The sequence below is a fragment of the Acidovorax sp. FG27 genome (assembly GCF_040365715.1).
Classification (GTDB): domain Bacteria; phylum Pseudomonadota; class Gammaproteobacteria; order Burkholderiales; family Burkholderiaceae_C; genus Paracidovorax.
Window position 1 is genome coordinate 80865 of sequence record NZ_BAABVY010000007.1, and the last position, 26553, is coordinate 107417.

Below are 26553 nucleotides of genomic sequence, written 5' to 3' on the forward strand. Positions count from 1 at the left end.
GCGCGCCGTCTCAGCCTGGCGCGCGCACTCCACATGAAACCCCTCCAGATCGGCGTGGTCATGGGCTCTTCCAGCGATTGGGAGACCATGCAGCACGCAGTGCAGATTCTCCAGCAATTCGATGTCGCCCACGAGGCACGCGTGGTATCGGCCCACCGCATGCCCGACGACATGTTCGCCTACGCCGAGGCCGCGGCCGGCCTGGGCCTGAAGGCCATCATCGCCGGCGCCGGCGGCGCGGCCCACCTGCCCGGCATGATCGCCGCCAAGACCACCGTGCCGGTGCTGGGCGTGCCGGTGGCGAGCCGCCACCTCTCGGGCGTCGACTCGCTGCACAGCATCGTGCAGATGCCCAAAGGCATTCCGGTGGCGACGTTCGCCATCGGCGCGGCGGGCGCGGCCAACGCGGCGCTGTTCGCGGTGGCGCTGCTGGCCAATGAAGACCCGGCCCTGCGCGCGCGCCTCGACGCCTTCCGCGCCGAGCAGACCGAAGTCGCACGCGGCATGACGCTGCCGCCGGTGGCGTCGGCATGACGCGGACGCCCGACATGAGCGCCGCCGGGCCGTCCCAAGGCGCGAAGGCCCCCTCGGGGGGCAGCGACCCAGCGCAGCGGCGGAGCGTGGGGGCTGCATTGCTTCCCGGCGCCACGCTGGGCGTGCTGGGCGGCGGCCAGCTGGGCCGCATGTTCGTGCATGCCGCCCAGGCCATGGGCTACTTCACCGCCGTGCTGGACGCCGACCCGGCCAGCCCCGCCGGCCTGGTGAGCCACCACCACATCCAGACCGCGTACGAAGACCCGGACGGCCTGGCCCGGCTCGCGGCCCTGAGCGACGCCATCACCACCGAATTCGAGAACGTGCCGGCGCAGGCCCTGCGCACGCTGGGCGCCGAGCGCCCGGTGGCGCCCGCGGCCGGCGCCGTCGCCATCGCGCAGGACCGCGCCGCCGAGAAGGCGCATTTCGACCGCTGCGGCGTGCCCTGCGCGCCCTACGCCGTGATCGGCTCGGCCGAGGAACTGGCGGCAGTCGATGCCGACCGGCTGCTGCCCGGCATCTTGAAGACCGCCCGCATGGGCTACGACGGCAAGGGCCAGTCGCGGGTGAAGACGCGCGAAGACCTGGCCGCCGCCTGGCAGGCCATGGGCGGCGTGCCCTGCGTGCTGGAAAAGATGCTGCCGCTGGCGCTGGAGTGCTCGGTGATCGTGGCGCGCGGTGCCGATGGCGCCTGCGTGCACCTGCCGGTGCAGCGCAACCTGCACCGCGCCGGCATCCTGGCGGTGACCGAGGTTCATGAAGGAAATGTGCCTCCCGCGCTCGCGGAACAAGCGGTTGCTGCTGCGAAATCGATAGCAGAAGGCCTGCAATACGTGGGCGTGCTGTGCGTGGAGTTCTTCGTGCTGGAGGACGGCGCCCTGGTGGTCAACGAGATCGCCCCGCGCCCGCACAACAGCGGCCACTACAGCCAGAACGCCTGCGACGTGTCGCAGTTCGAGCTGCAGGTGCGCGCCATGGCCGGCCTGCCGCTGACGCAGCCGCGCCAGCACAGCCCCGCCGTCATGCTCAACCTGCTGGGCGACCTGTGGTTCGCCCGGGGCCCGCATGCGCAGACCCCGCCCTGGGCGGCGGTGCTGGCGCTGCCGGGCACCCATCTGCACCTCTACGGCAAGGCCGATGCCAAGCCCGGCCGCAAGATGGGCCACCTGAACGTGACCGCCGCCACGGCCGAGGCCGCGCGCGCCACCGCGCTGCAGGCCGCCGCGCTGCTGGGCATCGAACCCTTCTGACGGCACAGGGCACCGCATGATCCTCGACGGCCAACGGCCCGACTCCATCGCCGCCGCCGCTACGGCGCTGCGCGGCGGCGCCCTGCTGGGCCTGCCCACCGAAACGGTCTACGGCCTGGCGGCGGACGCCGCCAGCGATGCCGCCGTGGCGCAGATCTTCGCCGCCAAGGGCCGGCCCAGCGACCATCCGCTGATCGTGCACGTGGCCGACGCCAGCGGCATCGCCCGCTTCGCCCGCGACGTGCCGGCCTTCGCCCAGGCCCTGGTCGATGCGTTCTGGCCCGGGCCGCTCACGCTCATCCTGCCGCGCCGGCCCGGCGTGGCCACCGCCGCCACCGGCGGGCAGGACAGCGTGGGCCTGCGCTGCCCCGCGCACCCGGTGGCGCAGGCCGTGCTGCGGGCCGCGGCGTCCGGCGACGCGGCGCTGCCCGGCGAGCCCGTCTGGGGCGTGGCCGCGCCCAGCGCCAACCGCTTCGGCCGCGTCAGCCCGACCACGGCGCGCCACGTGGCCGAGGAATTCGGCGACGCCCTGCTGGTGCTGGACGGCGGCCCCTGCGAGGTCGGCATCGAGTCGACCATCATCGACTGCACGCGTGGGCGGCCCGTGCTGCTGCGCCCGGGCGCCATCACGCGTGCCCAGGTGGCGGCCGCCTGCGGCATCGACCCGCTATCGAAAGAGGAGCTGCCGGACCATACGCCACGGGCGTCCGGCACGCTGGAGGCCCATTACGCCCCGGCGGCCCGCGTGCGGCTGATGGACGCCCGCGCGCTGCAGGCCGGGCTGGACGTGCTGGGCGCCGACGCCGCGCACCTGGCCGTCTACGCCCGCGCCGCGCTGCGCACCCGCTCGGCGCGCGTCGTCATGCGCCGCATGCCCGATGACGCGGCGGCCGCGGCCCAGCAGCTGTTCGCGGCACTGCGCGGCTTCGACGATGCCGGCGTGAAGCTGATCTGGATCGAGACCCCGCCCGGGTCGACCGACTGGGAAGGCGTGCGCGACCGGCTGCAGCGCGCGGCCGCGGCAGGCTGATCGCACGGCCCGGGGCCCATGGCGTTCGTGCCTTCTCGGGGGCGCCACCGCCGCGATCGCCCTCGTTGCAGGCCTTGCCGGGCGTAGTCGTTAAACTCAGGCCACTAATTCTGGAGAAACACAACATGGCAGCAAACTGGATGCGCCGCAGCCTCGTGGTCGCCGCTTGCGCGTCGGCCGCATTGCTCGCGGCCTGCGGATCGAGCACCACCGAATCGGCCCTCTCGCCCAAGCGGTTCATCGCCTTCGGTGACGGCCTGACCGACGCCGGCCAGGGCGGCGGGGGCAAGTACTCCGTGAACGACGGCTCGATCAACAACTGGGCCGTTCAGCTCGCCTCCCGCTACGGCCAGAACATCACGCCGGTGTCCGCCGGGGGCCTGGGCTATGCGCGCGGCAACGCCCGCGTCGTGGCCACGCCCGACGCGGCGGGCAACGCCGCCACGCTGACCGTCAAGCAGCAGATCGACGCGTTCCTGGCCGGCGGCACGTTCGGCGCGGACGACCTGATCGTCGTCAGCGGCGGGGTGAGCGACGTGATCGTCGGCATGCGGGGCGTGCTGGCCGGCACGCAGACGGAAGAGGCCTACGTGGCGGCCATGCGCACCGCCGGCCAGGACTATGCCAAGCAGATCCGCCGCCTGTCCGACGCGGGCGCGCGCCACATCGTGGCCACCGGCACCTACGACCTGAGCCGCTCGCCCTGGGCCACGGCCATCAACCGCACCGACCTGCTGAGCCGTGCGAGCAGCGCCTTCAACCAGGGCCTGTTGGTGGACCTCGTCGATCTGGGCAGCACCGTGCTGTACGTCGATGCGGCCTACTACGTGAACCTGATGCAGGGCTCGCCGTCCGGCTACGGCTTCGACAACGCCACCACGGCGGTGTGCACGTCGGTAGACGCCGGCCCGGGCATCGGCATCGCCGCGGGCGAGGTCAACTCCTCGCTGTGCAACACCTCCACGCTGGTGGCCGGCGCCAACCAGGACAAGTTCCTGTTCGCCGACAAGGTGTACCTGACGCCCTCGGGCTATCGCCAGTTCGGCAACTACGCCTACGACCGCCTGCGCGTTCGCTGGTAAGACCGACTGACCGACCGACCGGGGGGCAGGCAGCGCCCTCCCGGATCGCCCATGAAAAAGCCGACCTCCTGGGTCGGCTTTTTGCTGTCTGGCGGCAGCCGGGCGCTTCGTGGGCGCCGGCCGCGCGTTCCTCGGGGTGGATCAGAACCGGTAGCCGATGCCCACGGCGAAGACGTTCGGGTTGAGGCGGATCGGAATGCTCTGGCCGCTGGAGAGGTGCGTGCGTGTCTTCAGGAAGCTCTTGTAGTAGGCCGCATCGACGAACCAGCGTTCGTTGAAGTTGTATACGAAGCCGACCTGCGGCGTCAGGCCGAAGCGGTCGTCGATCTCGGCCGTGGTCGGGTTGGCGGGCGTGCCGCCGCTCAGGGCGTTCAGCGTGGCGGTGGTGCGTTCCTTGAAGAACTTGGCGTAGGTCACGCCCAGGCCCAGGTAGGGACGGAAGTTGGCATTGGCCTCGCCAAAGCGGTACTGCGCGAAGACGGTGGCGGGCAGCACCTTGGTTTCGCCCACCTTGCCCGCGCCCGCGATGGCGCCGTCGCCGTAGAACGAGTGCTTGAAGGGCAGGCCGATGGGCACGTCGATGGCCCAGTTGTCGGTCAGCATGTAGTTCAGGCCGCCGGTCAGCGCGCTGGCGGAACCGACGTCCACCCGCGTGCCGGGGAAGCTCGGCGCGCTCAGGTCGCCGCTGCGCGTCTGGGGCGCGATGTGGGTCGCGCCGATGCGCACGCTGAGCGTGCCGGCCACCTGGGCTTGCGCGGCGGTGGCGAGAAGGGCGGTGGCAAGGGCCGCTGCGGCCCGGACGATGTGCTGCTGGTTCATGGCGATGGGTTCCTGCGTCGAGGGGGCGCTGCGGCCGTTCACAGCCAGCCGGCCTGCGCGAGGGCGCGCGACACCAGCTGGCCGACCAGCTGGTGGCCGTACGGCGTGGGGTGGAAGCCGTCGGCGAAGCCATAGGTCTGCCACCAGTTGGTGCCGCCGGTGGCGCCCGCGGGCGGGGTGGCGGCCGACAGGGCGGCCGCGGTGCAGGTGGGGAAGGTGTAGGTGGGCAGGCCGTCGCTGCCGACGCCGGTGACCGGGCAGGCGGCGGTGGTCACGTTGGTTAGCTGGTACTGGGCGGGGTTGGTCGCCTGGTCCTTGAACGAGGAATAGAGGTCGGCGATGACGATGCGGCTATCGCCCGTCACGCTGCTGGCCAGTTGGGTGTTGAAGGCCTGCACCCAGCCGTCGAACACCGCCTCGGCCTGGGCCGCCGCCGGTGCGCCGCTGGCGGCGGCCACCGAGGCCAGCACCGTGCGGAAGCGCGGCGTGAGGGTGATGCCCGGCATGTTGACGATGGCGACGCGCCTGGCGCCCTTGTCCAGCGTGTGCGTCTTGATGGTCGTGGCGAACTGGCCGGCCAGCACCTGCATGTAGCGCCCGCCGACCTGCGCCAGGCCGGTGGCGCCGGCGGCGAAGGCGGCGTTCACCGTGGCGGTGTCCAGCACGGTACTCAGCACGGCCCGGTAGGCGGCGCCGCCGTCGCGCGGCACCCGCAGGTAGGCGCCGATGAGGTCCGCCGCGTCGTTGCCGCCGCCGTCGATCAGCACCAGCTCGCCGCCGTTGTAGCCGGCGGTGCCGGCATCCTGGATCTGGCGGGTGATGGACACCGGCGAGGCCGGTGCCGTGAAGTTGTTGATGCGCCCGCCGGCCACCGCGTAGTTCGTGCAGGTGGCGTTGACGCCGAAGCTGGTGCCGTTCGACGTGTAGTGCGGGCAGAGCGTCTGGCCGTAGGTGGTGGCCACGCGCTCGGGCCAGATGGGGGTGGAGCCGGGGCCGGTCGGGGCCGAGCCCTGCACGGTGGCCTTGAAGCCGAAGGTGCCGCTGTCGGCCAGGCTGTCGCCCATCACGCGCACGGAATTCACGCTGACGGCCGTGGAGGTATCGGAGCCACCGCCGCCGCAGGCGGACAGCAGGGCGGCGACGGCGGAGGCCACGGCGGCGCGCGCCGCCCATTGCATGCGAGGTTTCATCTAACGACTCCTGTTATAAATAGAACGATCGTTCTTTTTTCGGTGGCCCATCGTAAGCCGGGACTTCCCAGGCCATGGAGCGGGTAAACACCGAGGGGCGGGCCGAGCGATGTGGCCCGGTCAGTCCGCCCGCCCGGTATCGGCCGCCGCCCACTCCACCAGCGCCTCGATGGCGGGGCGGGCCGCCGGCGCGTTGGCGTGGTTGACGAGCGCCACCAGCACGTAGCGCCTGCCGCTGGCGGCATGCACGTAGCCGGCCATGGCGGTCACGTCGCGCAGGGTGCCGGTCTTGAGGTGGGCGCTGCCGGTGGCCCGGCCCTGCGTGCGGCGCAGCGTGCCGTCCACCCCGACGATGGGCAGCGAGGCCATGAGCTCCGGCATGGCGGGCGACGCCCATGCGGCCTGCAGCATGCGCGCCAGTGCCTGCGCGCTGACGCGGCCCTCGCGGCTCAGGCCCGCGCCGTTGTCCATCACCGGGGCGTCGCCCGCCGCGCCGAAGCGCTGGCGCCACCACTGGCCGACCACCGCCCGCGCGCCGTCGAAGGTGCCCACGCCGCCCCGCTGCAGCGCCAGCGTGAGGAACAGCTGCTGGGTCATCACGTTGTTGCTGTATTTGTTGATGTCGCGCACCACCTCGGCCAGCGCCGGCGAGCGCACGCTGAAGGCCGGCGCCAGGCCGGCCGGCACGCGGCCGTCGCGCACGCTGCCGGTGAGCCGCCCGCCCAGCTCGCGCCACATGCCTTCGACGGCGCGCGCCGCGTAGCCCGCCGGGTCGGCCGGGGCGACGGCCCACTGGCGCTCGCCGCAGGCGGCGGGGTAGACGCCCTGGAAGGCCACGCGCGCGGCATCGGCGAAGTCGGCCTGCAGGCCGGCGCGCCAGTCGCCGCAGGCCGCGCCCGGCGCCGCCAGCGGCACGGTGGCCTGCAGCTGCGCCGGCGACAGGGGCGGCTCGTAGCTCACCCGGGCGAAGCCGGCCTGCGTATCGGGCAGGAAGGTCATGGCCAGGGTCTTGTAATTGACGAGCAGCGCGTCGGGCGCCGCGTTGTAGGGCCTGAGCGGCTCGCCGTCGAAGAGGCCCGCGTCGTGCGGCGGCACGTCGAACGCGCTGCGGTCGAGCACGATGTCGCCCACGATCACCTGCACGCCCTGCGCCCGCAGCCGCTGCATCAGCAGCCAGAGCCGCTCCACGACCAGCTTGGGGTCGCCCTGGCCCTTGATGTACACGTTGCCGCGCAGGCTGCCGCCCTGGGGCGCGGCGTCCAGGTAGACGGGCGTTTCCCAAGTGAACGCCGGGCCCAGCAGCTCGAGCGCGGCATAGGTGGTGACTAGCTTCATCACCGAGGCCGGATTGGCCGGCGCCTGCGCCCGGTAGGCCAGCCGGGGCGGCACGCGGCCGTTGGCCTCCACCACCACGGCGGACAGCGCCTCGCGGGGCACCTTGGCGCGTGCGAGGGCGGCGTCGACGGCGGGCGGCAGGGCGGGGGCGGCGGGGGTGACGGCAGGTGCGACGGCAGACGCAGGCGCCTGTGCCCGGGCGAGCGGCGGCACCAGGGTTGCCAGGGCGATGCCGCAGGCGGCCGCCGTGCGCACGGGAAGCCAGGACAGCGGGCGGCGGGCGCGGAAGAATGAAACCATGCGGCAAAGTCTAGCGTTCGGCCGCGACGGGCCGCGCGCCCGGGCCCAGCGCCGATAATCGGCGGCCGCCCCCTCCCTCCTGCCCGTCCCGTCCGGGGCCCGCCGCCCCTCGGGCGCCCGGCCCGGCCCACCTTCCATGCACCTGCTCGCCTTCGACACCAGCACCGACACCCTGTTCATCGCCGTGCAGCGCGGCGCGCAGGTGTACGAGCACCGCGGGCCGGGCGGTGCGCAGGCGTCGGCCTCGCTCATTCCGGCGATCCGCACGCTGATGGCCGAGGCGGGCGTGGAGTTCGACACGCTGGGCGCCATCGTCTTCGGCCGGGGGCCGGGCTCGTTCACCGGCCTGCGCACCGCCTGCGCCGTGGCGCAGGGCCTGGCCTTCGGCGCGCGCGGCGGCCAGGGCGTGCCGGTGCTGCCCGTGGACACGCTGCTGGCCGTGGCCGAGCAGGCCCGCGCCGACCATGGCTGCACAGAGGTGCTGGCGGTGCTGGATGCGCGCATGGACGAGGTCTATGCCGCCGCCTTCGAATACGGGGCGGACGGCGGCTGGCAGGCACCCGCCGACTTCACCCTGTGCGCCCCGCAGGCGCTGGCCGCGCCGGCGGGCTTCACGGTGGCGGGCAATGCGCAGGCGGCCTACGGCGACCGGCTGGCGCCCGCAGCCCCGCACGTGCACGCCCTGCCCACGGCGGCGGCGCTCCTGCGGCTGGCGCCGGCCCTGCTGGCGGCGGGCGCCGCGCTGCCGGCCCAGGCGGCGCTGCCCCGCTACATCCGCGACAAGGTCGCCCAGACCACCGAGGAGCGCGCCGCCATCAAGCGTGCCGCTACCGCTGCCGCCGCAGAGAGGGCACCGACACCATGAGCGCCCTGCCCCGCCCATCGGTCCCGCACCCCTCCGAAGCGCGCTTCGAGCCGCTCACCGTGCAGCGGCTCGAGGCCCTGCTGGCGGTGGAAGCCGCGGCCTACACCCACCCCTGGACGCGCGGCAACTTCATCGACGCGATGGCCGCCGGCTACCAGGCGCAGCTGCTCATGGCCGGCGACACGCTGATCGGCTACTTCGTCGCCATGCGCGGGGTGGACGAGGTGCACCTGCTCAACATCACCGTGGCGCCGGCCTTCCAGCACCAGGGCTGGGCGCGGGTGATGCTGGACGCGCTGGCCCTGTGGTCGCGGGGCCAGCAGGCGCAGTGGCTGTGGCTGGAGGTGCGCATCGGCAACCTCCGGGCGCGCCGGATCTACGAAGCGCATGGCTACCAGGTGGTGGGCCAGCGCAAACGCTATTACCCCGCCCACGCCGACGAGCGCGAGGACGCCATCGTGATGAGTCTGAAACTATGAGCCTGGACCTCGACGCGCGCCAACGCGCCATACTGCAGGAGATGGGCATTTCCGTCTGGGCGCCGCTGCCCGCAGCGCCCACCGGGGACACGGCCGCTGTGACGGCGGCACCCAGGGCCGAGGCGGCAGCGCCGGCCGCACCGCAGCCGGTACGGGGGCCCGCACAGGCGGCGCCCATGCCGCCACCGGCCCGCGCTCCCGCAGCGGCGCCGGCACCCGCGCCCCAGCCCCCGGCCGCGCCCACGGCAGGCCCTGGCCTGGTCTGGCATGCGCCGGTCACCGTATACCCCCAGGCCGACCCGGCCACCACGCCCACCGGGCTGGGCGCGGGCTGGCTGGTGGTGGTGGAAAGCGCCACGCCCGGCCAGCCGCTGCAGGGCGATGCGGGCCGGCTGCTGGACAACATGCTGCGCGCCATGCAGCTGCACAAGCACCCACGCACCCATGTCGCCACCCTGGGGCGTGCCGGGGTGCCCGGTGCCGAAGGCCCCGCCGAGCCGGCCGACGGCATGGCCCAGGCGCTGGAGCAGCTGCGGCCCGCGCTGGTGCTGGTGCTGGGCCTGGGCGCCGCCCGCGCGGTGCTGGGCAGCCGCGAGCCGCTGGGCCGGCTGCGGGCGGGCGTGCAGTCGCTGGCGGGCCGGGGCGACGTGCGCGTGCCGGCCGTGGTGAGCTACGACCCGGCCTATCTGCTGCGTGCGCCCGACGCCAAGGCCGGCGCCTGGGCCGACCTGTGCCGGGCGCTCGCGCTGGTGCGCGGCGCGGCCTGACCCCCGGCCGCGCATGCCGCGCCCAGAGGCCGGGCGGCCCCTGGGCGATGCCATAATTCGCCGCTTTCGTTCTTCGCCAACGCCAAGACCACACCCATGGAAACCTACCCTAGTTGGTAGCTTTCAGCTCCCGGCCGGTTCACTGCCAAGGGGTTGAAAGCGCACCCCACGCCCCCTCGCAGTCGACCCACAACACACCGGGAGTGAGCCCATGCTCAACATCTTTTCGCTCGCCAACGGCCGGCTGGTCCAGGAAGAAATCGAGTCGCTGGAAGAGTTGGCGCAGTTCCAGCCCATCTGGGTCGATCTGGAATCGCCCACGCTGGAAGAAAAGCGCTGGATCAAGCAGCACTACGGTCTCTCCATCCCGGAAGACGCGATGGACGAGGACATCGAGGAATCCGCCCGCTTCTACGAGGAAGACAACGGCGAGCTGCACATCCGCAGCGACTTCTTGATCGACGACGACGAAGACCCGCGCTCGGTGCGGGTGGCCTTCATCCTGAACCTGGTCAACGACTCGCTCAAGAGCAAGGGCGTGCTCTTTTCCATCCACGACGAGGACGTGCCCGTCTTTCGCCTGCTGCGCATGCGCGCGCGCCGTGCGCCCGGGCTGATCGAGGACGCCCGCGAGGTGCTGCTGAAACTCTTCGACGCCGACGCCGAATACTCGGCCGACACGCTGGAGAACATCTACGACGAGTTGAAGGAAGTCAGCACCCAGGTGCTGGCGGGCGACGTGACCGACACCCGCGCCGGCGAGGTGCTGGCGGCCATCGCCCGGCAGGAGGACCTGAACGGCCGCATCCGCCGCAACGTGATGGACACGCGCCGCGCCGTGAGCTTCATGATGCGCAGCAAGATGCTGAACGCCGAGCAGTTCGAGGAGGCGCGCCAGATCCTGCGCGACATCGAATCGCTGGACAACCACACGGCGTTCCTCTTCGACAAGATCAACTTCCTGATGGACGCCACGGTCGGCTTCATCAACATCAACCAGAACAAGATCATCAAGATCTTCTCGGTGGCGAGCGTCGCGCTGCTGCCGCCCACGCTGATCGCGAGCGTCTACGGCATGAACTTCCAGCACATGCCGGAGCTGGAATGGACCTACGGCTACGCCTACGGCATCGCGCTGATGGTGGCGAGCGCGGTGGGCCCCATGTGGTACTTCCGCAAGCGTGGGTGGTTGAAGTAACCCCTGCGCGCAAGGTCGACCGGCCCATCCCCATCCGTTCGGGCTGGGCCTTGGAATTTTTAGCCAAATCGGGCTCCAGCGCTTATTCCACCAGCGCCAACAGCTATTCTTTTCATAGCAAACGCATGAATTCGCCGATGATTTCATGGGCATAGCGGCTCGCGACCTCGGTGACGAAGCGGGTGAAGTCCACGTGCGCCGTGTCGTCGGCGCGGTCGGAGATGGTGCGCATGGCGGCGAAGGGCAGGCCGTAGTCGGCGCAGACCTGGGCCACGGCGGCGCCTTCCATCTCCACGGCCAGCACGTCGTGGCCGGCGGCGGACAGCGACCGGCGCAGGCTCAGCGCCGCGTCGGCGGCGCCCACGAACACGTCGCCGCTGGCGATCAGGCCGGCATGGCGGCGCGGGCCGCCGGGCATGCGCTCCAGGCAAACGTCGACCGCCCGGGCCAGTTGCGCGGTCAGCGCCGCATGGCAGGGCCAGCGGGTGCGGCCGTAGCCGGGCACTTCCCAGCGCGGAAAGAGCGGCGACGCATCCATGTCGTGCTGCAGGAAGTCGTGCGCCACCACCACGTCGCCCACCGCCACGCCCTCGCCCAGCCCGCCGGCCACGCCGGTGAAGACGATGCGCGCCACGCCGAAGTGCTCGACCAGCGCAGTGGCCGTGGTGGCGGCCGCCACCTTGCCGATGCCCGACAGCGCCAGCACCACGGAAAGGCCCTGCAGTTCGCCACGCCAGAAGGCGCGGCCCGCATGGGTGATGCGCTGCGGGTGCGCGAGCGCGTGGACCAGGCCGGCCTGCTCTTCGGGCAGGGCGCTGAGGATGGCGGTGGCCATGGGCGATGCCGCGCTCTAGGCCGGGCGCGCGCCGGGCCGGCAGCCGCCGCGCAAGGGGATGGTCATTTCTTGTCGCGCAGCTCGCGCCGCAGGATCTTGCCGACCGGCGTCTTGGGCAGCTCGGTGCGGAACTCGATCACGCGGGGCTGCTTGTAGCCGGTGAGGTTCGCCTTGCAGAATTCACGCACCTGGGCTTCGGTCAGCTCCGGGTCCTTCTTCACGATGACGAGCTTCACGGCCTCGCCGGTCTTCTCGTCGGGCACCCCCACCACGGCGCATTCCATCACGCCCGGCAGCCCGGCCACCACGTCCTCCACTTCATTCGGGTAGACGTTGAAGCCGCTCACCAGCACCATGTCCTTCTTGCGGTCCACGATCTTGAAGAAGCCGCGCTCGTCCATCACGCCGATGTCGCCGGAGCGGAAGTAGCCGTCGGCCGTCATCACCTTGGCGGTCTCGTCGGGCCGCTGCCAGTAGCCGGCCATCACCTGCGGGCCCTTGATGGCGATCTCGCCGGGGCGGCCCACGCCGGCGACGTCGTTGCCCTCGTCGTCGATCAGCTTCATGTACGTGCTGGGGATCGGCACGCCGATCGTTCCGGTGAATTCCGTCGCCGTCACCGGGTTGCAGCTGGCCGAGGGGCTGGTTTCCGACAGGCCATAGCCCTCGCAGATCGGGCAGCCGGTCTTTTCCAGCCAGAGCTTGGCCACGGCGCCCTGCACCGCCATGCCGCCGCCCACCGACACGCGCAGGTTCTTCCAGTTCACGGTATGGAAGTCGGGGTGGTTGGCCAGGCCGTTGAAGAGCGTGTTGACCGCCGGAAAGCTGTGGAAGGTGTGCTTGGACAGCTCTTTCAGCACCGCCGGCAGGTCGCGCGGGTTGGGGATCAGGATGGTCTTGCCGCCGGTGCGCAGCGACAGCATCATGTTCACCGTGAAGGCGAAGATGTGATAGAGCGGCAGCGCGCATACGCTGGTGGGCTGCTCGCCCGCCGGCACCTTGGCCATCGCGGGCATGTTCCAGGCTTCGGACTGCAGCACGTTGGCGATCACGTTGCGGTGCAGCAGCACGGCGCCCTTGGACACCCCCGTGGTGCCGCCCGTGTACTGCAGCAGGGCGACGTCGCCCGGCTGCAGGGCGGGCTCCACCAGCGCCGGGCCGGAGGCTCCCTTGGCCAGGGCGTCGTTGAAGCGCACCGCGCTGGGCAGGTCGAACTCGGGAACCAGCTTCTTGACGTTGCGCACCACGTAGTTCACGACCAGGCCCTTGAGCAAGCCCAGCCGGTCGCCCATCGACGCGAGCACCACGTGCTTGACCTGGGTCTGCGCGATGCAGGACTGCAGCACCTTGGCGAAGTTCTCGATGATGACGATGGCCTTGGCGCCCGAATCCTTGAGCTGGTGCTCCAGCTCGCGCGCCGTGTAGAGCGGGTTCACGTTCACCACCACGAAGCCGGCGCGCAGCACGGCCGCTACCGCCACCGGGTACTGGGGCACGTTGGGCATCATCAGCGCCACGCGGTCGCCCTTGGCCAGGCCCAGGCTCTGCAGGTAGGCGGCCAGGTGGCGGCTCTGCGTGTCGGTCTCGGCGTAGGTCACGTCGCGGCCCATGAAGCTGTAGGCGACGCGGTCGGCGTATTGGCGGAAGGCCTCCTGCATCAGTACGACCAGCGATGGGTATTGCGCTGCGTCGATGTCGGCAGGCACTCCCTGCGGATAGGCGGCGAGCCACGGTCGGTCGGTCATGCTTGTCTCTCCAGTGTCTGGTCGGTCATTTGGAATGCCGCGCATTGTCTCTGCGCGGGCACGGGCGGCGTGTCGGTACTTTCGCTAGCGCTTTCGCGGGGCGCCCGGGCCCGCGTAGGCACTTCCGGGCGCTCAGCGCGGCACGGTGAACGGGAAGGGCGGCACGACGAAGCGGCCGTCCATCATGCCCGTGCTCAGCCGCGCGGCCTCGGCCAGCCTGTCGCCATAGGCCAGGGCGGGCCGGCCGGCGACCAGGAATTCCTCGTTGTTGCGCGTGTCGGGGCGCAGCAGGCGCTGGTCGGCCACCACGTCCACGGCGATGAAGGCACCGCCCGTGCCCGCATAGCGAAAGAGGATGTGCGAATACGGCGTGGGCAGCTCGATCTTGTGGCGCGCCATCCATTCGGCCAGGCGCAGCCGGTTCTCGCCCAGGTAGTTGGCCGTGTCGGCGCGGCGCTTGTAGCGCAGGCAGTCGATGCGCACCGGGCTGCCCTGGGCGGCGTCCTTCACCTCCACGCCGTCCTGGCGCGGGCACGGCGCGGTCCAGAAGGTGGTGTCGCGCAGGTAGTTGGAGCTGTTGGTCTGCACCAGCATCACGGCCAGCAGTTCCCGGGCCGGGCCGCGCAGGCCCATGGCCACCATGCTGAGCGGGATGTCGTTGGCGGTGTCGTCGGGCAGCACATCGATCACTTCGTCGGCGCGGCCGAGCGGCTCCCAGGCGGCGCCCGGGGGCATTTCCAGCTGGGCGCGGCCCACGCGCGGGAGATCGGGTTGCAGCGGCGCGCAGGCGGCCAGGCCGAGGGCGCCGGCGGCGATCAGCAGCGGGGCCAGCACGGCGCGGCCGGCACGGAAAAACTGGGGCATGGAAACGGTCCTCGTTGGTCGGAGCTTGGCGCAGCCGCCGCCGGGAAGCGAAGTTCCTCCGCCCGGCGCCTGCGCTCGATGGGCCGGAAGGTTACCTGATCGCACCGGGCACCCGGCGCAAAGCAAAAGGGCCCGGGGCGCTGCGCTGCGCCGCCGGGCCCGGGCCGCCCCGCCGGCCGGGGTGGCGTTCAGCCGATCAGCGGACCACCTGGGCCAGCGAGCCGGCGGCGTAGCGCGCGGCCATGTCCTGCAGGCTGTGGCCCTTGACCTTGGCGCCCTGGCCTTCGCAGCCGAATTCGATGTAGCGCTGCTTGCAGACCTGCTTGGCGGCTTCGCGGGCCGGCTTGAGCCATTCGCGGGCGTCGAACTTGTCGGGGTTCTCGGCCAGGAACTTGCGCACCGCGCCGGTCATGGCCAGGCGGATGTCGGTATCGATGTTGATCTTGCGCACGCCGAACTTGATGGCTTCCTGGATCTCCTCGACCGGCACGCCGTAGGTTTCCTTCATCTTGCCGCCGTACTGGTTGATGATGGCCAGCAGCTCGGCGGGCACCGACGAGGAGCCGTGCATCACCAGGTGGGTGTTGGGGATGCGCGCATGGATCTCCTTCACGCGCGAGATCGCCAGGATGTCGCCCGTGGGCTTGCGGCTGAACTTGTAGGCGCCGTGGCTGGTGCCGATGGCGATGGCCAGCGCGTCGAGCTGGGTGGCCTTGACGAAGGTGGCCGCCTCTTCCGGATCGGTCAGCATCTGGCTGTGGTCGAGCTTCACGTCGGCGCCGATGCCGTCTTCCTCGCCCGCGTCGCCGGTCTCCAGGTTGCCCAGGCAGCCGAGTTCGCCTTCCACCGTGGCGCCCACCTTGTGGGCCATCTCCACCACCTTGCGGGTGACGTCCACGTTGTAGTCGAACGAGGACGGCGTCTTGCCGTCCGACATGAGGGAGCCGTCCATCATCACCGAGCCGAAGCCCAGGTTCAGCGCGCCCTGGCACACCTCGGGGCTGGTGCCGTGGTCCTGGTGCATCACCAGCGGGATCTGCGGGTACATCTCGGCTGCCGCCTGGATCAGGTGCTTGATGAACGCTTCACCGGCATATTTGCGGGCGCCGGCGCTGGCCTGCAGGATCACGGGCGCGCCGGTTTCCTTGGCGGCTTCCATCACGGCCTGCACCTGTTCCAGGTTGTTCACGTTGAAGGCGGGAATGCCGTAGCTGTTTTCAGCGGCATGGTCGAGCAGTTCGCGCATCGAGACGAGAGGCATGGGGTCGAGTCCGTTCAGAGGAGGTGAAGGAGGGCCGGTGCCCCGGTGCGGCGAAGCCGTCCGGAGCCGGTAACCGTGTGGTAACCGGCGATTTTATCGCTCCTGCGTGTCAGCGGAGTTCGCCAAAACGATACGCCAGCAGGTGGTGAAGGGCGCAGGGGCGGCCGCTGGCCCGAAGCGCCCCCCGTGCACCTGCGCCACGCGGGTCACGATCTCGTGCCCCAGGCGCAGGCTGTCCACGGGTGGCGGGCAGGCCGGCGTGCCGGCGCGGGCCCCGTCGTCGCACACCTGCAGCCAGACGGCCGGGGCCGCGTCGGCTCCGGCACCGGCTTCGGCACCGGCTTCGGCACCCCCCTCCGCATCCACCTCTACATCCGCGTCCGGGGGCGCGCCCACCCCCACCTGCACCTCGATGCGCGTGCCGGCGGGCGTGTGGCGCAGCGCGTTCTCCAGCAGGTTGCGCACGGCCAGCTCCAGCAGCACCGCATTGCCGTGCAGCACGGCGGGCGCTGGCGCCGCGACGGCGATGCTGCCGCCGCGCTCCCACGCGGCCTGTGCGTATTCGGCGCTCACCTGGCGCGCCAGCGCGGCCAGGTCCAGGGCTTCCGCTTCCTGCAGCCGCGTGCGGCTGGTGCGCGCCAGCGCCAGCAGCTGGTTGAGCACGTGGCCGGCACGCAGCGCGTCGCGGCCGATGCGGTCCAGCGCCTGGGCTTGCTGCTCGGGCGGCAGCCCCCGCGCCAGTGCGTCGGCATTGAGCACGATGGACGAGAGCGGCGTGCGCAGCTCGTGCGCCACCTCGTTGGCCAGCCGGCGCTCGCGCGACAGCACCGCCTGCTGCCGGTCCAGCAGCGTGTTGATCGACGCCACCACCGGCGCGAATTCGCGCAGCGGCGTGCGCGCGGCCAGCCGCTGGGTGCCGGCCACGTCCAGCGCGGCCACGTCGTGCGACAGCGAATAGAGCGGCCGCAGCCCGCGGCGCACCGCCAGCCCCAGCGCCAGCGCCACCACGGGCAGCAGCCAGAGGCCCGGCTCGATCATCTGGCCGGCGATGTCTTCGGCCAGGTCGTCGCGCTCCTGCAGGTCGAGCAGCACCATGACCTTGCGCTCGCGCTCGGCGTCCCACTGCGAGAAAGCGCGCCAGGCGGGCGCGTCGGGCGATCCCAGCCGCAGGTCGGCAAAGCCCTCGGGCGTCTCGAAGGCGGGCAGCGGCGCGGTGCCGGTGTGGGTCAGCAGCCGGCCGGTGGCGTCCCACTGCGCCACGCTGAGCGACTGCTGGTAGTCGTGCGCCTTCAGCCACGGCATGTCGGTGCGCCGGGTGGCGCGGGCGGAATCCACGGCCCCGCCGGGCGCCAGGTTCAGCAGCAGGGCCGCCACGCTGGCCAGGTGGCCGTCGGTCAGCTCGTCGGCCTCCTGCACGCCGGTCTGGTAGGCCATGACCACGAAGCTGCCCCACACCAGGACCAGCGCGCCCAGCGTCCAGCACAGCAGCAGCCAGGTCAGCGAGCGCTGGCGGCGGGCCGGGGCGGCGCCCCTCCCGGCGGGCGTGGGCGTGGGCGTGGGCGTAGGCGTAGGCGTAGGCGTAGGCGTGGGCGTGGGCGTGGGCGCGGACTCGGGCAAGGGCGCGGTGGGCGGCGAGGAAGACGTCATGCCGCTGGCTCCGCCGGGATGAAATAGCCCACGCCGCGCATGGTCACGATGCGGTCGTTGCCCAGCTTGCGACGCAGATGGTGGATGTGGACTTCGATGGTGTTGCTCTCCACCGCCGTCTGCCAGCTGTAGAGGCGTTCCTCGATCTGCTGGCGCGACAGCACGCGGCCACGCGACTCCAGCAGCACCCGCAGCACCGAGAACTCGCGCGGCGACATGTCCACCAGCACGCCGGCCCGCCGCACGGTGCGCGCCGCCGGGTCCACCTCCAGGTCGCCGTGGCGGATGGTGGGCGCCGCCCGCCCGGCCGAGCGCCGCAGCAGGGCGCGCAGCCGGGCCTCCAGCTCGTCCACGTCGAAGGGCTTGGTCAGGTAGTCGTCCGCGCCCAGGTCGAGCCCGGCGATGCGCTGGCGCACCTGGTCGCGCGCGGTCAGGATCATCACCGGCGTGGCCGGGTCGGGCAGGGCCGCCTCGCCGGGGGCCGGCGCCGGGCTGGCGCGCAGGCGCTGCAGCAGCTCGCCGCCATCCAGGTCCGGCAGGCCCAGGTCGAGCAGCACCGCGGAGAACGACTCCGCGCGCAGCGCGCTCCATGCGGCGGCCACGCTGCCGCACACGTCCACCGCGTAGCCACGCTGCTGCAGCGTGGCGCTCAGGCCGCCGGCAATGCCGGCATCGTCTTCCACCACCAGGATTCGCATGGCGCGATTGTGGCGCGGCCGGCGGCACGCGGGTGCGCCGGGCTTGCCGGCCCGTCGCCGCCCAAGCCATAAGACGGCGTTAAGCCCGCGCAGCTAACGTGCCGCAACCACTGCACTCCGCACTTCGTCATGCCGCCCGCTCCTTCCCTGGCCACGCCTGCGCACCTTGCGCCGCATTCTTCCGCCGCCACCCCGCCACGCACGCGCCGTGGCGGGTGGGACGACCGGGCCCTGCTGGCCATTCCCGCCGCCGCCCTGCTGCTGGCGCTGTGGGATGCCAGCTCGCTCGATCTGCTGCTGGCGCAGTGGTTCGGCACGGCCGGCGGCTTTCCGCTGCGCGAGTCGTGGTGGCTGTCGAAGCTGCTGCACGACGACGTGCGGCGGCTGGCCTGGGCGGCGGCCACGGCGCTGGTGGTGGGCGTGTGGCTGCCCTGGGGCCCGCTGCGCCGCATCGACCTGCCGCGCCGCGCCGCGCTGGCGGTGGCGCTGCTGCTGTCTCTGGCGCTGGTGGCGGCGGGCAAGGCGCTCAGCCACACCAGCTGCCCATGGGACCTGGCGGAGTTCGGCGGGGTGGCGCGCTACGTGTCGCACTGGCAATGGGGCCTGCGCGACGGCGGCAGCGGCCACTGCTTTCCGGGCGGCCACGCGTCGGCGGGCTTCGCCTTCCTGTCGCTCTACTTCGCCTGGCGCGACGACGCGCCCCGCCTGGCTCGCTGGTGCCTGGCGGCCGCCCTGCTGGGCGGGCTGGCGCTGGGCGCGGTGCAGCAGCTGCGGGGCGCGCATTTCCTCAGCCACAACCTGTGGACGGCCTGGCTGTGCTGGACGACCTGCTGGGCCGTGGATGCCGTGCGCGGGCGCTGGTTCGGCGCCGGCGCGGCGCGGGCCGCGCTCAGTTCGCCCGGCAGATCTTGAGCATGTTGGTGCCGCCCGGCGCGCCCATGGGTTCGCCGCAGGTGATCACGTAGAGATCGCCCTGCTGCACGATGTTGCGGGTCTTCAGGTGCCCCTCGGCCTGCTCCAGCGCGGTGTCACGGTCCACACTGGTGTCCATCAGCAGCGGGCGCACGTTGCGGTACATGGCCATCTTGCGCTGCGTGGCCACCTTGGGGGTCAGCGCGTAGATCGGGATGTGGATGCGGTGGCGGCTCATCCAGAGGGCCGTGGAGCCGCTGTCCGTGAGCGCCACCAGCGCCTTGGCGCCCAGGTGGTGGGCGGTGAAGAGCGCGCCCATGGCGATGGACTGGTCGATGCGGCCCAGCGTCTGGCCGATGAAGTCGGAATCGCGCTCGGGGTCTTCGGCGGCCTCGGCGGCGGCGCAGATCTTGGCCATTTCCTCCACCGTCTCGAGCGGGTAGCGGCCGGCCGCCGTCTCGGCGCTCAGCATCACCGCGTCGGTGCCGTCCAGCACGGCGTTGGCCACGTCGCTCACCTCGGCGCGGGTGGGCACGGCGTTGGTGATCATGCTCTCCATCATCTGCGTGGCGGTGATGACGACCTTGTCCATGTCACGCGCCATGCGGATCATCTTCTTTTGCAGCGCGGGCACGGCGGCGTTGCCCACCTCCACCGCCAGGTCGCCACGCGCCACCATGATGCCGTCGGACACGCGCAGGATCTCTTCGAGCAGCGGCACCGCCTCGGCCCGCTCGATCTTGGCGATCAGGCCCGGACGGTGGCGGTATTCGCCCGCCGCCACGTTGCACAGCTGGCGCGCCATCTCCATGTCGGTGGCGTTCTTCGGAAAGCTCACGGCCACGTAGTCGGCCTGGAAGCTCATCGCGGTCTTGATGTCCTCCATGTCCTTGGCCGTGAGCGCGGGCGCCGTAAGGCCCCCGCCCTGCTTGTTGATGCCCTTGTTGTTGGACAGCTCGCCGCCGATCTTGACGGTGGTGTGCACCTCCTCGCCGCGCACGGCGGTCACCACCAGCACGATCAGGCCGTCGTTGAGCAGCAGCACGTCGCCGGCCCGCACGTCGCGCGGCAGCTCCTTGTAGTCCAGGCCCACGCCATTGACGTCGCCCGGCTCGTGGCGGGAGGCGTCCAGCACGAAGGGCTGGCCGGCCTGCAGCATGACGCGGCCTTCGGCGAACTTGCCCACGCGGATCTTCGGGCCCTGCAGGTCGGCCATGATGGCCACCTCGCGGCCGGCGCGCTGCGCGGCCTCGCGCACGGCGGCGGCGCGGTCGATGTGGTCCTGCGCCTTGCCGTGGCTGAAGTTCAGCCGCACCACGTTGACGCCGGCGCGGATCATCTGCTCCAGCAATTGCGGGTCGCTGGAGGCGGGCCCGAGGGTGGCGACGATCTTGGTGGCGCGGCGGATCTGCATGGCTTGTCTCTTCCTTCTTCGGCGATGTAATCGGATTTCAATTCTGGCATGGCACCGGTTACATGCCGGTTACCACACCACGCCGCAAGGCCGGAATTCAAGCCAAAACCGCCTCCAGCGCCCGTCCATCAAGCGCCTACAGCTATCATATGCATAGCAAATGATGGCGGCGGCCTAGCCGCGCATCAGCGCCTCGATCTCGCCGCCGTCCACCGGCACGCCCCGGGTGATGAGTTCGCAGCCGCCCTCGGCCACCACGGCGTCGTCCTCGATGCGGATGCCGATGTGGTGGAAGGCCTCGGGCACGCCGGGCGCGGGCCGCACGTAGAGGCCCGGCTCGATGGTCAGCACCATGCCGGGGTGCAGGATGCGGCTGGGCCGGTTGGTGATGGCCTCGCCCGAGAGCGGGTCGCGCCGCTGGCTGGTCTGGCCGACCTCGGTGGGCTCCACGTAGCTGCCGCAGTCGTGCACGTCCATGCCCAGCCAATGGCCCGTGCGGTGCATGTAGAACTGGAAGTAGGCACGGCTGTCGATCACGTCCTGCACGCCGCCCACCTTGTTCTTGTCGAGCAGCCCCAGGTCCAGCAGGCCCTGCGACAGCACGGCGACGGTGGCGTCGTGTGGGTCGTTGAAGCGGGCGCCGGCGCGGGTCGCCGCGATGGCCGCCTCCTGGCTGGCCAGCACCAGGTCGTACAGCGCGCGCTGCGGGCCGGTGAAGCGGCCGTCGGCCGGGAAGGTGCGGGTGATGTCGCTGGCGTAGCCGTCGAGTTCGCAGCCGGCGTCGATCAGCACCAACTCGCCCGCGCGCACCGGGGCGGCGTCGGCGCGGTAGTGCAGCACGCAGGCGTTGGCGCCGGCCGCGACGATGGAGTTGTACGCCACGGCCTGCGAGCCCTGGCGGCGGAATTCGTGCAGCAGCTCGGCGTCGAGATGGTATTCGCGCACGTCCTCGCCGGAGCGCAGCATGCGGGCGCTGCACTGCATGGCGCGGATGTGCGCCTGGGCGCTGATGGCGGCGGCGCGGCGCATCACGTCCAGCTCGTGCGCGTCCTTCACCAGCCGCATCTCGTCCAGCAGGGTGCAGAGATCGCCCTGCTCGGCCGGGCAGAGCGCACCGTAGCGAACCCGGGCGCGCACCTGGTTCAGCCAGCCTTCCACCCGCGCCGCCAGCCCGGCATGGGTGGCGAAGGGGTACCAGACGCGGGCGCGGTTTTCCAGCAGGCGGGGCAGCTGGGTTTCGAGCGTTGCGGCGGAATGCGCGGCCTGCACGCCCAGCGCGTCGACCGCGGCCTCGGGCCCCAGGCGGTAGCCGTCCCAGATCTCGCGCTCCAGGTCCTTGGGCTGGCAAAAGAGCGTGCTCGTGCCGTCCGCCGCCAGCACCAGGCAGGCGCCGGGCTCGGTGAAGCCGGTGAGGTAATAGAAGTAGCTGTCGTGCCGGTAGAGGAAGTCGCTGTCGCGGTTGCGCGAGCGCTCCGGCGCGGTGGGAACGATGGCGATGCCGCCTTCGCCCAGTTGGGCGGCGAGGCGGGCGCGGCGCTGGGCGTAGAGCGCGGTGGTCGGCTGGTTCATGGGGGCATTCTCGGCGCAACCGGCCGGGCCGCCTGGACGCCTTCCCAATCTCCTTACATTTGGCAGCAATCTGGAGCGGGTCCGACGGCTTCAACCATTGAGTTCGGCCAGCCGCTCGGGCGTGCCCACGTCCGTCCAGCGGCCGGTGTGCAGCGCCGCGGTGACGCGGCCGGCGTCCATGGCCCGGCGCAGCAGCGGGGCCAGCGGGGCGCGCACGCCCTGCGGGTTGCCGGGCGGAATGTCGCACCAGGGCGCGGTGAACAGCTCGGCCCGCAGCACGGCGATGGTGCTGTAGGTGTAGCGCGGCCCCGGGTGGTCGGTGGGCAGGTTCAGCGCCCGGCCGTCGGGTGCCAGGCCGAAGTCGCCGCGCAGGTGGTGCGCGGGGTTGGGTACCAGCCAGAGGTGGGCCAGCGCGTCGCTGGCCGCAAAGCGCTCGGCGGCTTGCGGCTCGAAGACGAAGTCGGGCGCGAACACGTCGCCCGCCGCGAGCCAGAACACCGGGCCCAGCTGGGGCAGCGCGCGGGCGATGCCGCCTGCCGTCTCCAGCGCATCGCCGAAGTCGGCGGCCTCGTTGGAGTATGAAATCGATAGCACCCCGCCCAGACTGCCCGGGCGCGGAAGGCTGAAAACACCCCCAAAGCGCTCGCTGACCTGGTCGCCCAGCCACGCGGTGTTGACGACGGCGCGCGGCACGCCGGCTTCGGCCAGCGCCCGCAGGTGCCATTCCAGCAGCGGCCGGCCCCGCACGGCCAGCAGGGGCTTGGGCGTGGTGTCGGTCAGCGGGCGCATGCGCTCGCCCCGGCCGGCGGCCAGCAGCATGGCGGGAGGTTGGCGGGTCATCGTGGACGTCATGGTCGGCAAGGGGCTTCAGATCGGGGTGAGCGCGCCGCGCTGCAGGGCGTGGCGCTGCACCTGATCGGGCGCGAAGAGCGCCAGCAGCGCGTCCATCAGCGCCTCGGCCCGGGGCGACTGGTCGCCGCCGAAATTGCATACGTACACGTCGAGCGTGACGGCGCCCTGCTCGGGCCAGGTGTGCACGCACAGGTGCGATTCGGCCAGCAGCACGGTGGCGGTGACGCCGCCCGGGCCGTGCGCGGTGGCTGGGAAGGTGTGGAACAGCTGGCCCACCGCCTGCAGGCCGGCGGCCGCGACGGCGCCCGTGCAGGCGCTGGCCAGCAGCGCGGCGTCCAGCAGCCAGTGCGGCGCGCAGCGGCAGCCCTTCAGATCGGCGGTGAGGTGCAGGCCTTGCATGGGGCTGGACTTTAGTGCATCCCCGTGCGGCACGGCCGGCCGGTAAAATGCGCGGTTTCCTCCCACAGCCCCTTCCGGAGCCGCCCTCGATGGCCAATTCTCAACAGATGGCGAATGCGATCCGCGCACTCGCAATGGATGCAGTTCAACAGGCCAATTCCGGCCACCCCGGCGCCCCCATGGGCATGGCCGACATGGCGGTGGCGCTCTGGGGCCGGCATCTCAAGCACAACCCCGCCAACCCGCAGTGGGCCGACCGCGACCGCTTCGTGCTGTCCAACGGCCACGGCTCCATGCTGCTGTATGCGCTGCTGCACCTGAGCGGCTACCCGCTGCCCATCGAAGAACTGAAGAACTTTCGCCAGCTGCACAGCAAGACGGCCGGCCACCCCGAATACGGCATCACGCCCGGCGTCGAGACGACCACCGGCCCGCTGGGCCAGGGCATCACCAACGCCGTGGGCTTCGCCCTGGCCGAAAAGCTGCTGGCGACCGAATTCAACCGCGAAGGCCACGCCGTGGTGGACCATCACACCTTCGTGTTCCTGGGCGACGGCTGCCTGATGGAAGGCATCAGCCAGGAGGCGATCTCGCTGGCCGGCGCCTGGAAGCTGAACAAGCTGATCGCCCTCTACGACGACAACGGCATCTCCATCGACGGCCAGGTCGCGCCCTGGTTCATCGACGACACCCCCGCCCGCCTGCGCGCCTGCGGCTGGAACGTGATCGGCCCGGTGGACGGCCATGACGCCGATGCGGTCGATGCCGCCATCGCCAGCGCCAAGACCAGCGCCGACAAGCCCACGCTGATCGTCTGCAAGACGGCCATCGGCAAGGGCTCGCCCAACCGCGCCGGCACCTCCAAGGCGCACGGCGAACCCCTGGGCGCCGACGAGATCACGCTGACCCGCAACGCCCTGGGCTGGACCAGCGCGCCGTTCGAAGTGCCCGCCGAGGTGTACGCAGACTGGGACGCCAAGGCCGCCGGCAGCGCCGCCGAGGCCGCCTGGAACGAGCGCTTCGCCGCCTATTCCGCTGCATTCCCCGAGCTGGCCGCCGAGTTCACCCGCCGCATGGCCGGCGACCTGCCCAAGCACTTCGCCCAGACCGCCGTCGACACCGTGGTGGGCGCGCACACCAAGGCCGAGACCGTGGCCAGCCGCAAGGCCAGCCAGCTGGCGCTGGAGTCGTTCACCGCGCAGCTGCCCGAGCTGCTGGGCGGCTCGGCCGACCTGACCGGCTCGAACCTGACAAACACCAAGAGCACGCCCGCGCTGCGCTTCGACGAAGCCGGCAAGGTGGTGCAGATCGAAGTCGCCCTGGGCGCCGAGACCGCGAAGGTGGGCGGGCGCCACATCAACTACGGCGTGCGCGAGTTCGGCATGGCCGCCATCATGAACGGCATCGCCCTGCACGGCGGTTTCATTCCCTACGGCGGCACCTTCCTCACCTTCAGCGACTACAGCCGCAACGCCATCCGCATGGCCGCGCTGATGAAGCTGCGCGTGGTGCACGTGTTCACGCACGACTCCATCGGCCTGGGCGAGGACGGCCCCACCCACCAGTCGATCGAGCACGTCGCCAGCCTGCGGCTGATCCCGAACCTGGACGTCTGGCGCCCGGGCGACACGGCCGAGACCGCCGTGGCCTGGAGCGTGGCCCTGTCCAATCGCGACAAGCCCACCGTGCTGGCCCTCTCGCGCCAGAACCTGGCCTACGCCCCCAAGCGCGACCTGGGCGACATCTCGCGCGGCGCCTACGTGCTGTCCGAGCCGGCCGATGTCGGCATCAAGAAGAGGCCCCAAGCCGTCATCATCGCCACCGGCTCCGAAGTGCAGCTGGCCCTGGCCGCGCAGAAGCTGCTGGCCACGATGAAGATCGCCGTGCGCGTGGTCTCCATGCCCAGCACCACCACCTTCGACCGCGAAGACGCGAAGTACAAGGCCAGCGTGCTGCCGGCCGGCGTGCCGCGCATCGCGGTGGAAATGGGCTCGTCGGACGGCTGGTGGAAGTACGGCTGCGCCGCCGTGGTCGGCATCGACACCTTCGGCGAATCGGCCCCGGCCCCGGTGCTGTTCAAGCACTTCGGCTTCACGCCCGAGAACGTGGCCGACACGGTGCGCGTGGCCATCGGCGCGGCCCGGCTGAAGAAGCAGCCCGCCGCCAAGAAGGCATCCGCCTGAGACCCCTTCGTGCCCGCCGCGCCCGCCCCGCAGCGGGCCGGCGTGGCTGTCCCCGGTTTTCAACTTTGCAACTTTGGAGAGACAAACCATGACGATCAAGATCGGTATCAACGGCTTCGGCCGCATCGGCCGCAACGTGCTGCGCTCGGCCGTGCAGAACTTCAGCGACATCGAAGTCGTGGGCATCAACGACCTGCTGGAGCCCGACTACCTGGCCTACATGCTGCAGTACGACAGCGTGCACGGCCGCTTCGAGGGCACCATCGCGGTGGAAGGCAACACCCTGGTCGTCAACGGCAAGAAGATCCGCCTCACGCAGGAACGCGACCCTGCCAACCTGAAGTGGAACGAGGTCGGCGCCGACATCGTGATCGAGTCCACGGGCCTCTTCCTGGACAAGGCCACCGCGCAGAAGCACATCGACGCCGGCGCCAAGAAGGTGCTGCTGTCGGCCCCGTCCAAGGACGACACGCCCATGTTCGTCTATGGCGTGAACCACCAGACCTACGCCGGCCAGGCCATCGTGTCGAACGCTTCGTGCACCACCAACTGCCTGGCCCCGCTGGCCAAGGTGCTCAACGACAAGTGGGGCATCAAGCGCGGCCTGATGACCACGGTGCATGCCGCCACCGCCACGCAGAAGACGGTGGACGGCCCGTCCAACAAGGACTGGCGCGGCGGCCGCGGCATCCTGGAGAACATCATCCCCTCCAGCACCGGCGCGGCCAAGGCCGTGGGCGTGGTCATTCCTGAGCTGAACAAGAAGCTGACCGGCATGTCCTTCCGCGTGCCCACCTCCGACGTGTCGGTGGTGGACCTGACGGTGGAGCTGGAAAAGGAAGCCAGCTACGACGAGATCAAAGCCGAGATGAAGGCCCAGTCCGAAGGCGCCCTGAAGGGCGTGCTGGGCTACACCGAAGACAAGGTCGTCGCCACCGACTTCCGCGGCGACACCCGCACCTCGATCTTCGACGCCGACGCCGGCATCGCGCTGGACAAGACCTTCGTCAAGCTCGTGTCCTGGTACGACAACGAATGGGGCTATTCCAACAAGTGCCTGGAGATGGTGCGCGTGATCGCGGCCAAGTAATCGCCCGCCCGCGCAACTCCACGCCAAAGCCCGGAGCCGACAAGGCCCCGGGCTTTTTTTTCCATTTTTGAGCCCGAATCCAGCCGTGTGCAGAAGCGCCAGCTTGGGCCTGGGCGCTGACAGATGCCACGGGCGAGGCTCGCAGGCAAAGTGACACGAACCTGAGCAGGTTCACGCGCCACGCTTGGCCTGCATCAAGGCGCTCACGTCCTTGCGCTGGGGCAGACCGGCATCC

General features: G+C 71.2%; 24 protein-coding genes. 11 read left to right on the plus strand and 13 right to left on the minus strand.

Translation table 11 applies throughout. From position 1 onward, the window contains the following. Positions 1–33 precede the first annotated feature (33 nt). The 4 genes from purE to ABWV53_RS04765 all read left to right on the plus strand — a co-directional run bounded on the left by purE (position 34) and on the right by ABWV53_RS04765 (position 3896). A complete protein-coding gene (gene purE, locus ABWV53_RS04750) occupies positions 34–534 on the plus strand; it encodes a 5-(carboxyamino)imidazole ribonucleotide mutase (RefSeq protein WP_353363452.1) in 501 nt (166 codons plus the stop codon). After that, a complete protein-coding gene (locus ABWV53_RS04755) occupies positions 531–1784 on the plus strand; it encodes a 5-(carboxyamino)imidazole ribonucleotide synthase (protein WP_353363454.1) in 1254 nt (417 codons plus the stop codon). Before purE ends, ABWV53_RS04755 begins: the two co-directional genes overlap by 4 nt. A 16-nt stretch (positions 1785–1800) precedes the next feature. After that, positions 1801–2814 carry an L-threonylcarbamoyladenylate synthase gene (locus ABWV53_RS04760; RefSeq protein WP_353363456.1) on the plus strand — a complete coding sequence of 338 codons (1014 nt, stop codon included), beginning with the start codon at positions 1801–1803 and terminating at the stop codon, positions 2812–2814. 125 nt (positions 2815–2939) lie between these two features. Next, a complete protein-coding gene (locus ABWV53_RS04765; protein WP_353363458.1) occupies positions 2940–3896 on the plus strand; it encodes an SGNH/GDSL hydrolase family protein in 957 nt (318 codons plus the stop codon). A gap of 141 nt (positions 3897–4037) precedes the next feature. Here the strand turns inward: ABWV53_RS04765 and ABWV53_RS04770 are convergent, their stop codons facing one another. From ABWV53_RS04770 to dacB, 3 genes are all read right to left on the minus strand, one after another. Continuing rightward, positions 4038–4715: an OmpW/AlkL family protein gene (locus tag ABWV53_RS04770; RefSeq protein ID WP_353363460.1), complete on the minus strand. Its 678-nt coding sequence runs from the start codon at positions 4713–4715 to the stop codon at positions 4038–4040. 38 nt (positions 4716–4753) lie between these two features. Beyond that, on the minus strand, positions 4754–5905 hold the full coding sequence (locus tag ABWV53_RS04775) for an SGNH/GDSL hydrolase family protein (protein WP_353363462.1): 1152 nt from the start codon (positions 5903–5905) through the stop codon (positions 4754–4756). 120 nt (positions 5906–6025) lie between these two features. After that, positions 6026–7540, minus strand: a complete 1515-nt coding sequence (dacB, locus tag ABWV53_RS04780) for a D-alanyl-D-alanine carboxypeptidase/D-alanyl-D-alanine endopeptidase (protein ID WP_353363464.1) — start codon at positions 7538–7540, stop codon at positions 6026–6028. Between the two features lie 136 nt (positions 7541–7676). Between dacB and tsaB the strand changes: the two genes are divergently transcribed. From tsaB to corA, 4 genes are all read left to right on the plus strand, one after another. Continuing rightward, the gene (gene tsaB / locus ABWV53_RS04785) at positions 7677–8405 is read left to right on the plus strand and encodes a tRNA (adenosine(37)-N6)-threonylcarbamoyltransferase complex dimerization subunit type 1 TsaB (protein ID WP_353363466.1); all 729 of its coding nucleotides are present in this window, start codon (positions 7677–7679) and stop codon (positions 8403–8405) included. After that, positions 8402–8884 (plus strand): ribosomal protein S18-alanine N-acetyltransferase, encoded by a 483-nt coding sequence (gene rimI / locus ABWV53_RS04790; protein ID WP_353363468.1) that lies wholly within the window; start codon positions 8402–8404, stop codon positions 8882–8884. Before tsaB ends, rimI begins: the two co-directional genes overlap by 4 nt. Beyond that, positions 8881–9651, plus strand: a complete 771-nt coding sequence (locus ABWV53_RS04795) for a uracil-DNA glycosylase family protein (RefSeq protein WP_353363470.1) — start codon at positions 8881–8883, stop codon at positions 9649–9651. Before rimI ends, ABWV53_RS04795 begins: the two co-directional genes overlap by 4 nt. 211 nt (positions 9652–9862) lie before the next feature. After that, positions 9863–10849, plus strand: coding sequence for a magnesium/cobalt transporter CorA (corA, locus tag ABWV53_RS04800; protein WP_353363472.1), 987 nt, complete (start codon positions 9863–9865; stop codon positions 10847–10849). 112 nt (positions 10850–10961) lie between these two features. Here the strand turns inward: corA and ABWV53_RS04805 are convergent, their stop codons facing one another. The 6 genes from ABWV53_RS04805 to ABWV53_RS04830 form a co-directional block, all read right to left on the minus strand. Next, positions 10962–11684: a 5'-methylthioadenosine/adenosylhomocysteine nucleosidase gene (locus tag ABWV53_RS04805; RefSeq protein WP_353363474.1), complete on the minus strand. Its 723-nt coding sequence runs from the start codon at positions 11682–11684 to the stop codon at positions 10962–10964. Positions 11685–11746: 62 nt separating this feature from the next. Further along, positions 11747–13429: a long-chain-fatty-acid--CoA ligase gene (locus ABWV53_RS04810; protein WP_353363476.1), complete on the minus strand. Its 1683-nt coding sequence runs from the start codon at positions 13427–13429 to the stop codon at positions 11747–11749. Positions 13430–13561: 132 nt separating this feature from the next. Then, positions 13562–14293, minus strand: coding sequence for a hypothetical protein (locus ABWV53_RS04815; RefSeq protein ID WP_353363478.1), 732 nt, complete (start codon positions 14291–14293; stop codon positions 13562–13564). A 196-nt stretch (positions 14294–14489) separates the two neighbouring features. Beyond that, entirely contained in the window at positions 14490–15554 is a 1065-nt protein-coding gene (gene fba, locus ABWV53_RS04820) for a class II fructose-bisphosphate aldolase (protein WP_353363480.1), read from the minus strand. 93 nt (positions 15555–15647) lie between these two features. Next, positions 15648–17201 (minus strand): histidine kinase dimerization/phospho-acceptor domain-containing protein, encoded by a 1554-nt coding sequence (locus tag ABWV53_RS04825; protein WP_353363482.1) that lies wholly within the window; start codon positions 17199–17201, stop codon positions 15648–15650. Continuing rightward, a complete protein-coding gene (locus tag ABWV53_RS04830) occupies positions 17198–17899 on the minus strand; it encodes a response regulator (RefSeq protein ID WP_353363484.1) in 702 nt (233 codons plus the stop codon). Before ABWV53_RS04830 ends, ABWV53_RS04825 begins: the two co-directional genes overlap by 4 nt. A 129-nt stretch (positions 17900–18028) precedes the next feature. Here ABWV53_RS04830 and ABWV53_RS04835 point away from each other — a divergent pair, with 129 nt between their 5' ends. Beyond that, on the plus strand, positions 18029–18811 hold the full coding sequence (locus tag ABWV53_RS04835) for a phosphatase PAP2 family protein (protein WP_353363486.1): 783 nt from the start codon (positions 18029–18031) through the stop codon (positions 18809–18811). Here ABWV53_RS04835 and pyk read toward each other — a convergent pair. The 4 genes from pyk to speD form a co-directional block, all read right to left on the minus strand. After that, positions 18789–20225: a pyruvate kinase gene (gene pyk / locus ABWV53_RS04840; RefSeq protein ID WP_353363488.1), complete on the minus strand. Its 1437-nt coding sequence runs from the start codon at positions 20223–20225 to the stop codon at positions 18789–18791. The two genes, ABWV53_RS04835 and pyk, sit on opposite strands and share 23 nt — an antisense overlap. A gap of 174 nt (positions 20226–20399) precedes the next feature. Further along, entirely contained in the window at positions 20400–21794 is a 1395-nt protein-coding gene (locus ABWV53_RS04845) for an aminopeptidase P N-terminal domain-containing protein (RefSeq protein WP_353363490.1), read from the minus strand. A gap of 90 nt (positions 21795–21884) precedes the next feature. Further along, positions 21885–22634: a nucleotidyltransferase family protein gene (locus ABWV53_RS04850; RefSeq protein WP_353363492.1), complete on the minus strand. Its 750-nt coding sequence runs from the start codon at positions 22632–22634 to the stop codon at positions 21885–21887. Between the two features lie 27 nt (positions 22635–22661). Then, on the minus strand, positions 22662–23045 hold the full coding sequence (speD, locus tag ABWV53_RS04855; protein WP_353363494.1) for an adenosylmethionine decarboxylase: 384 nt from the start codon (positions 23043–23045) through the stop codon (positions 22662–22664). 89 nt (positions 23046–23134) lie between these two features. On the opposite strand from speD, the gene tkt reads away from it, so the two are divergent. Both tkt and gap read left to right on the plus strand, forming a co-directional pair. Continuing rightward, the gene (gene tkt / locus ABWV53_RS04860; RefSeq protein WP_353363496.1) at positions 23135–25228 is read left to right on the plus strand and encodes a transketolase; all 2094 of its coding nucleotides are present in this window, start codon (positions 23135–23137) and stop codon (positions 25226–25228) included. An 88-nt stretch (positions 25229–25316) separates the two neighbouring features. Next, the gene (gap, locus tag ABWV53_RS04865) at positions 25317–26318 is read left to right on the plus strand and encodes a type I glyceraldehyde-3-phosphate dehydrogenase (RefSeq protein WP_353363498.1); all 1002 of its coding nucleotides are present in this window, start codon (positions 25317–25319) and stop codon (positions 26316–26318) included. The last annotated feature ends 235 nt before the right edge of the window (positions 26319–26553 follow it).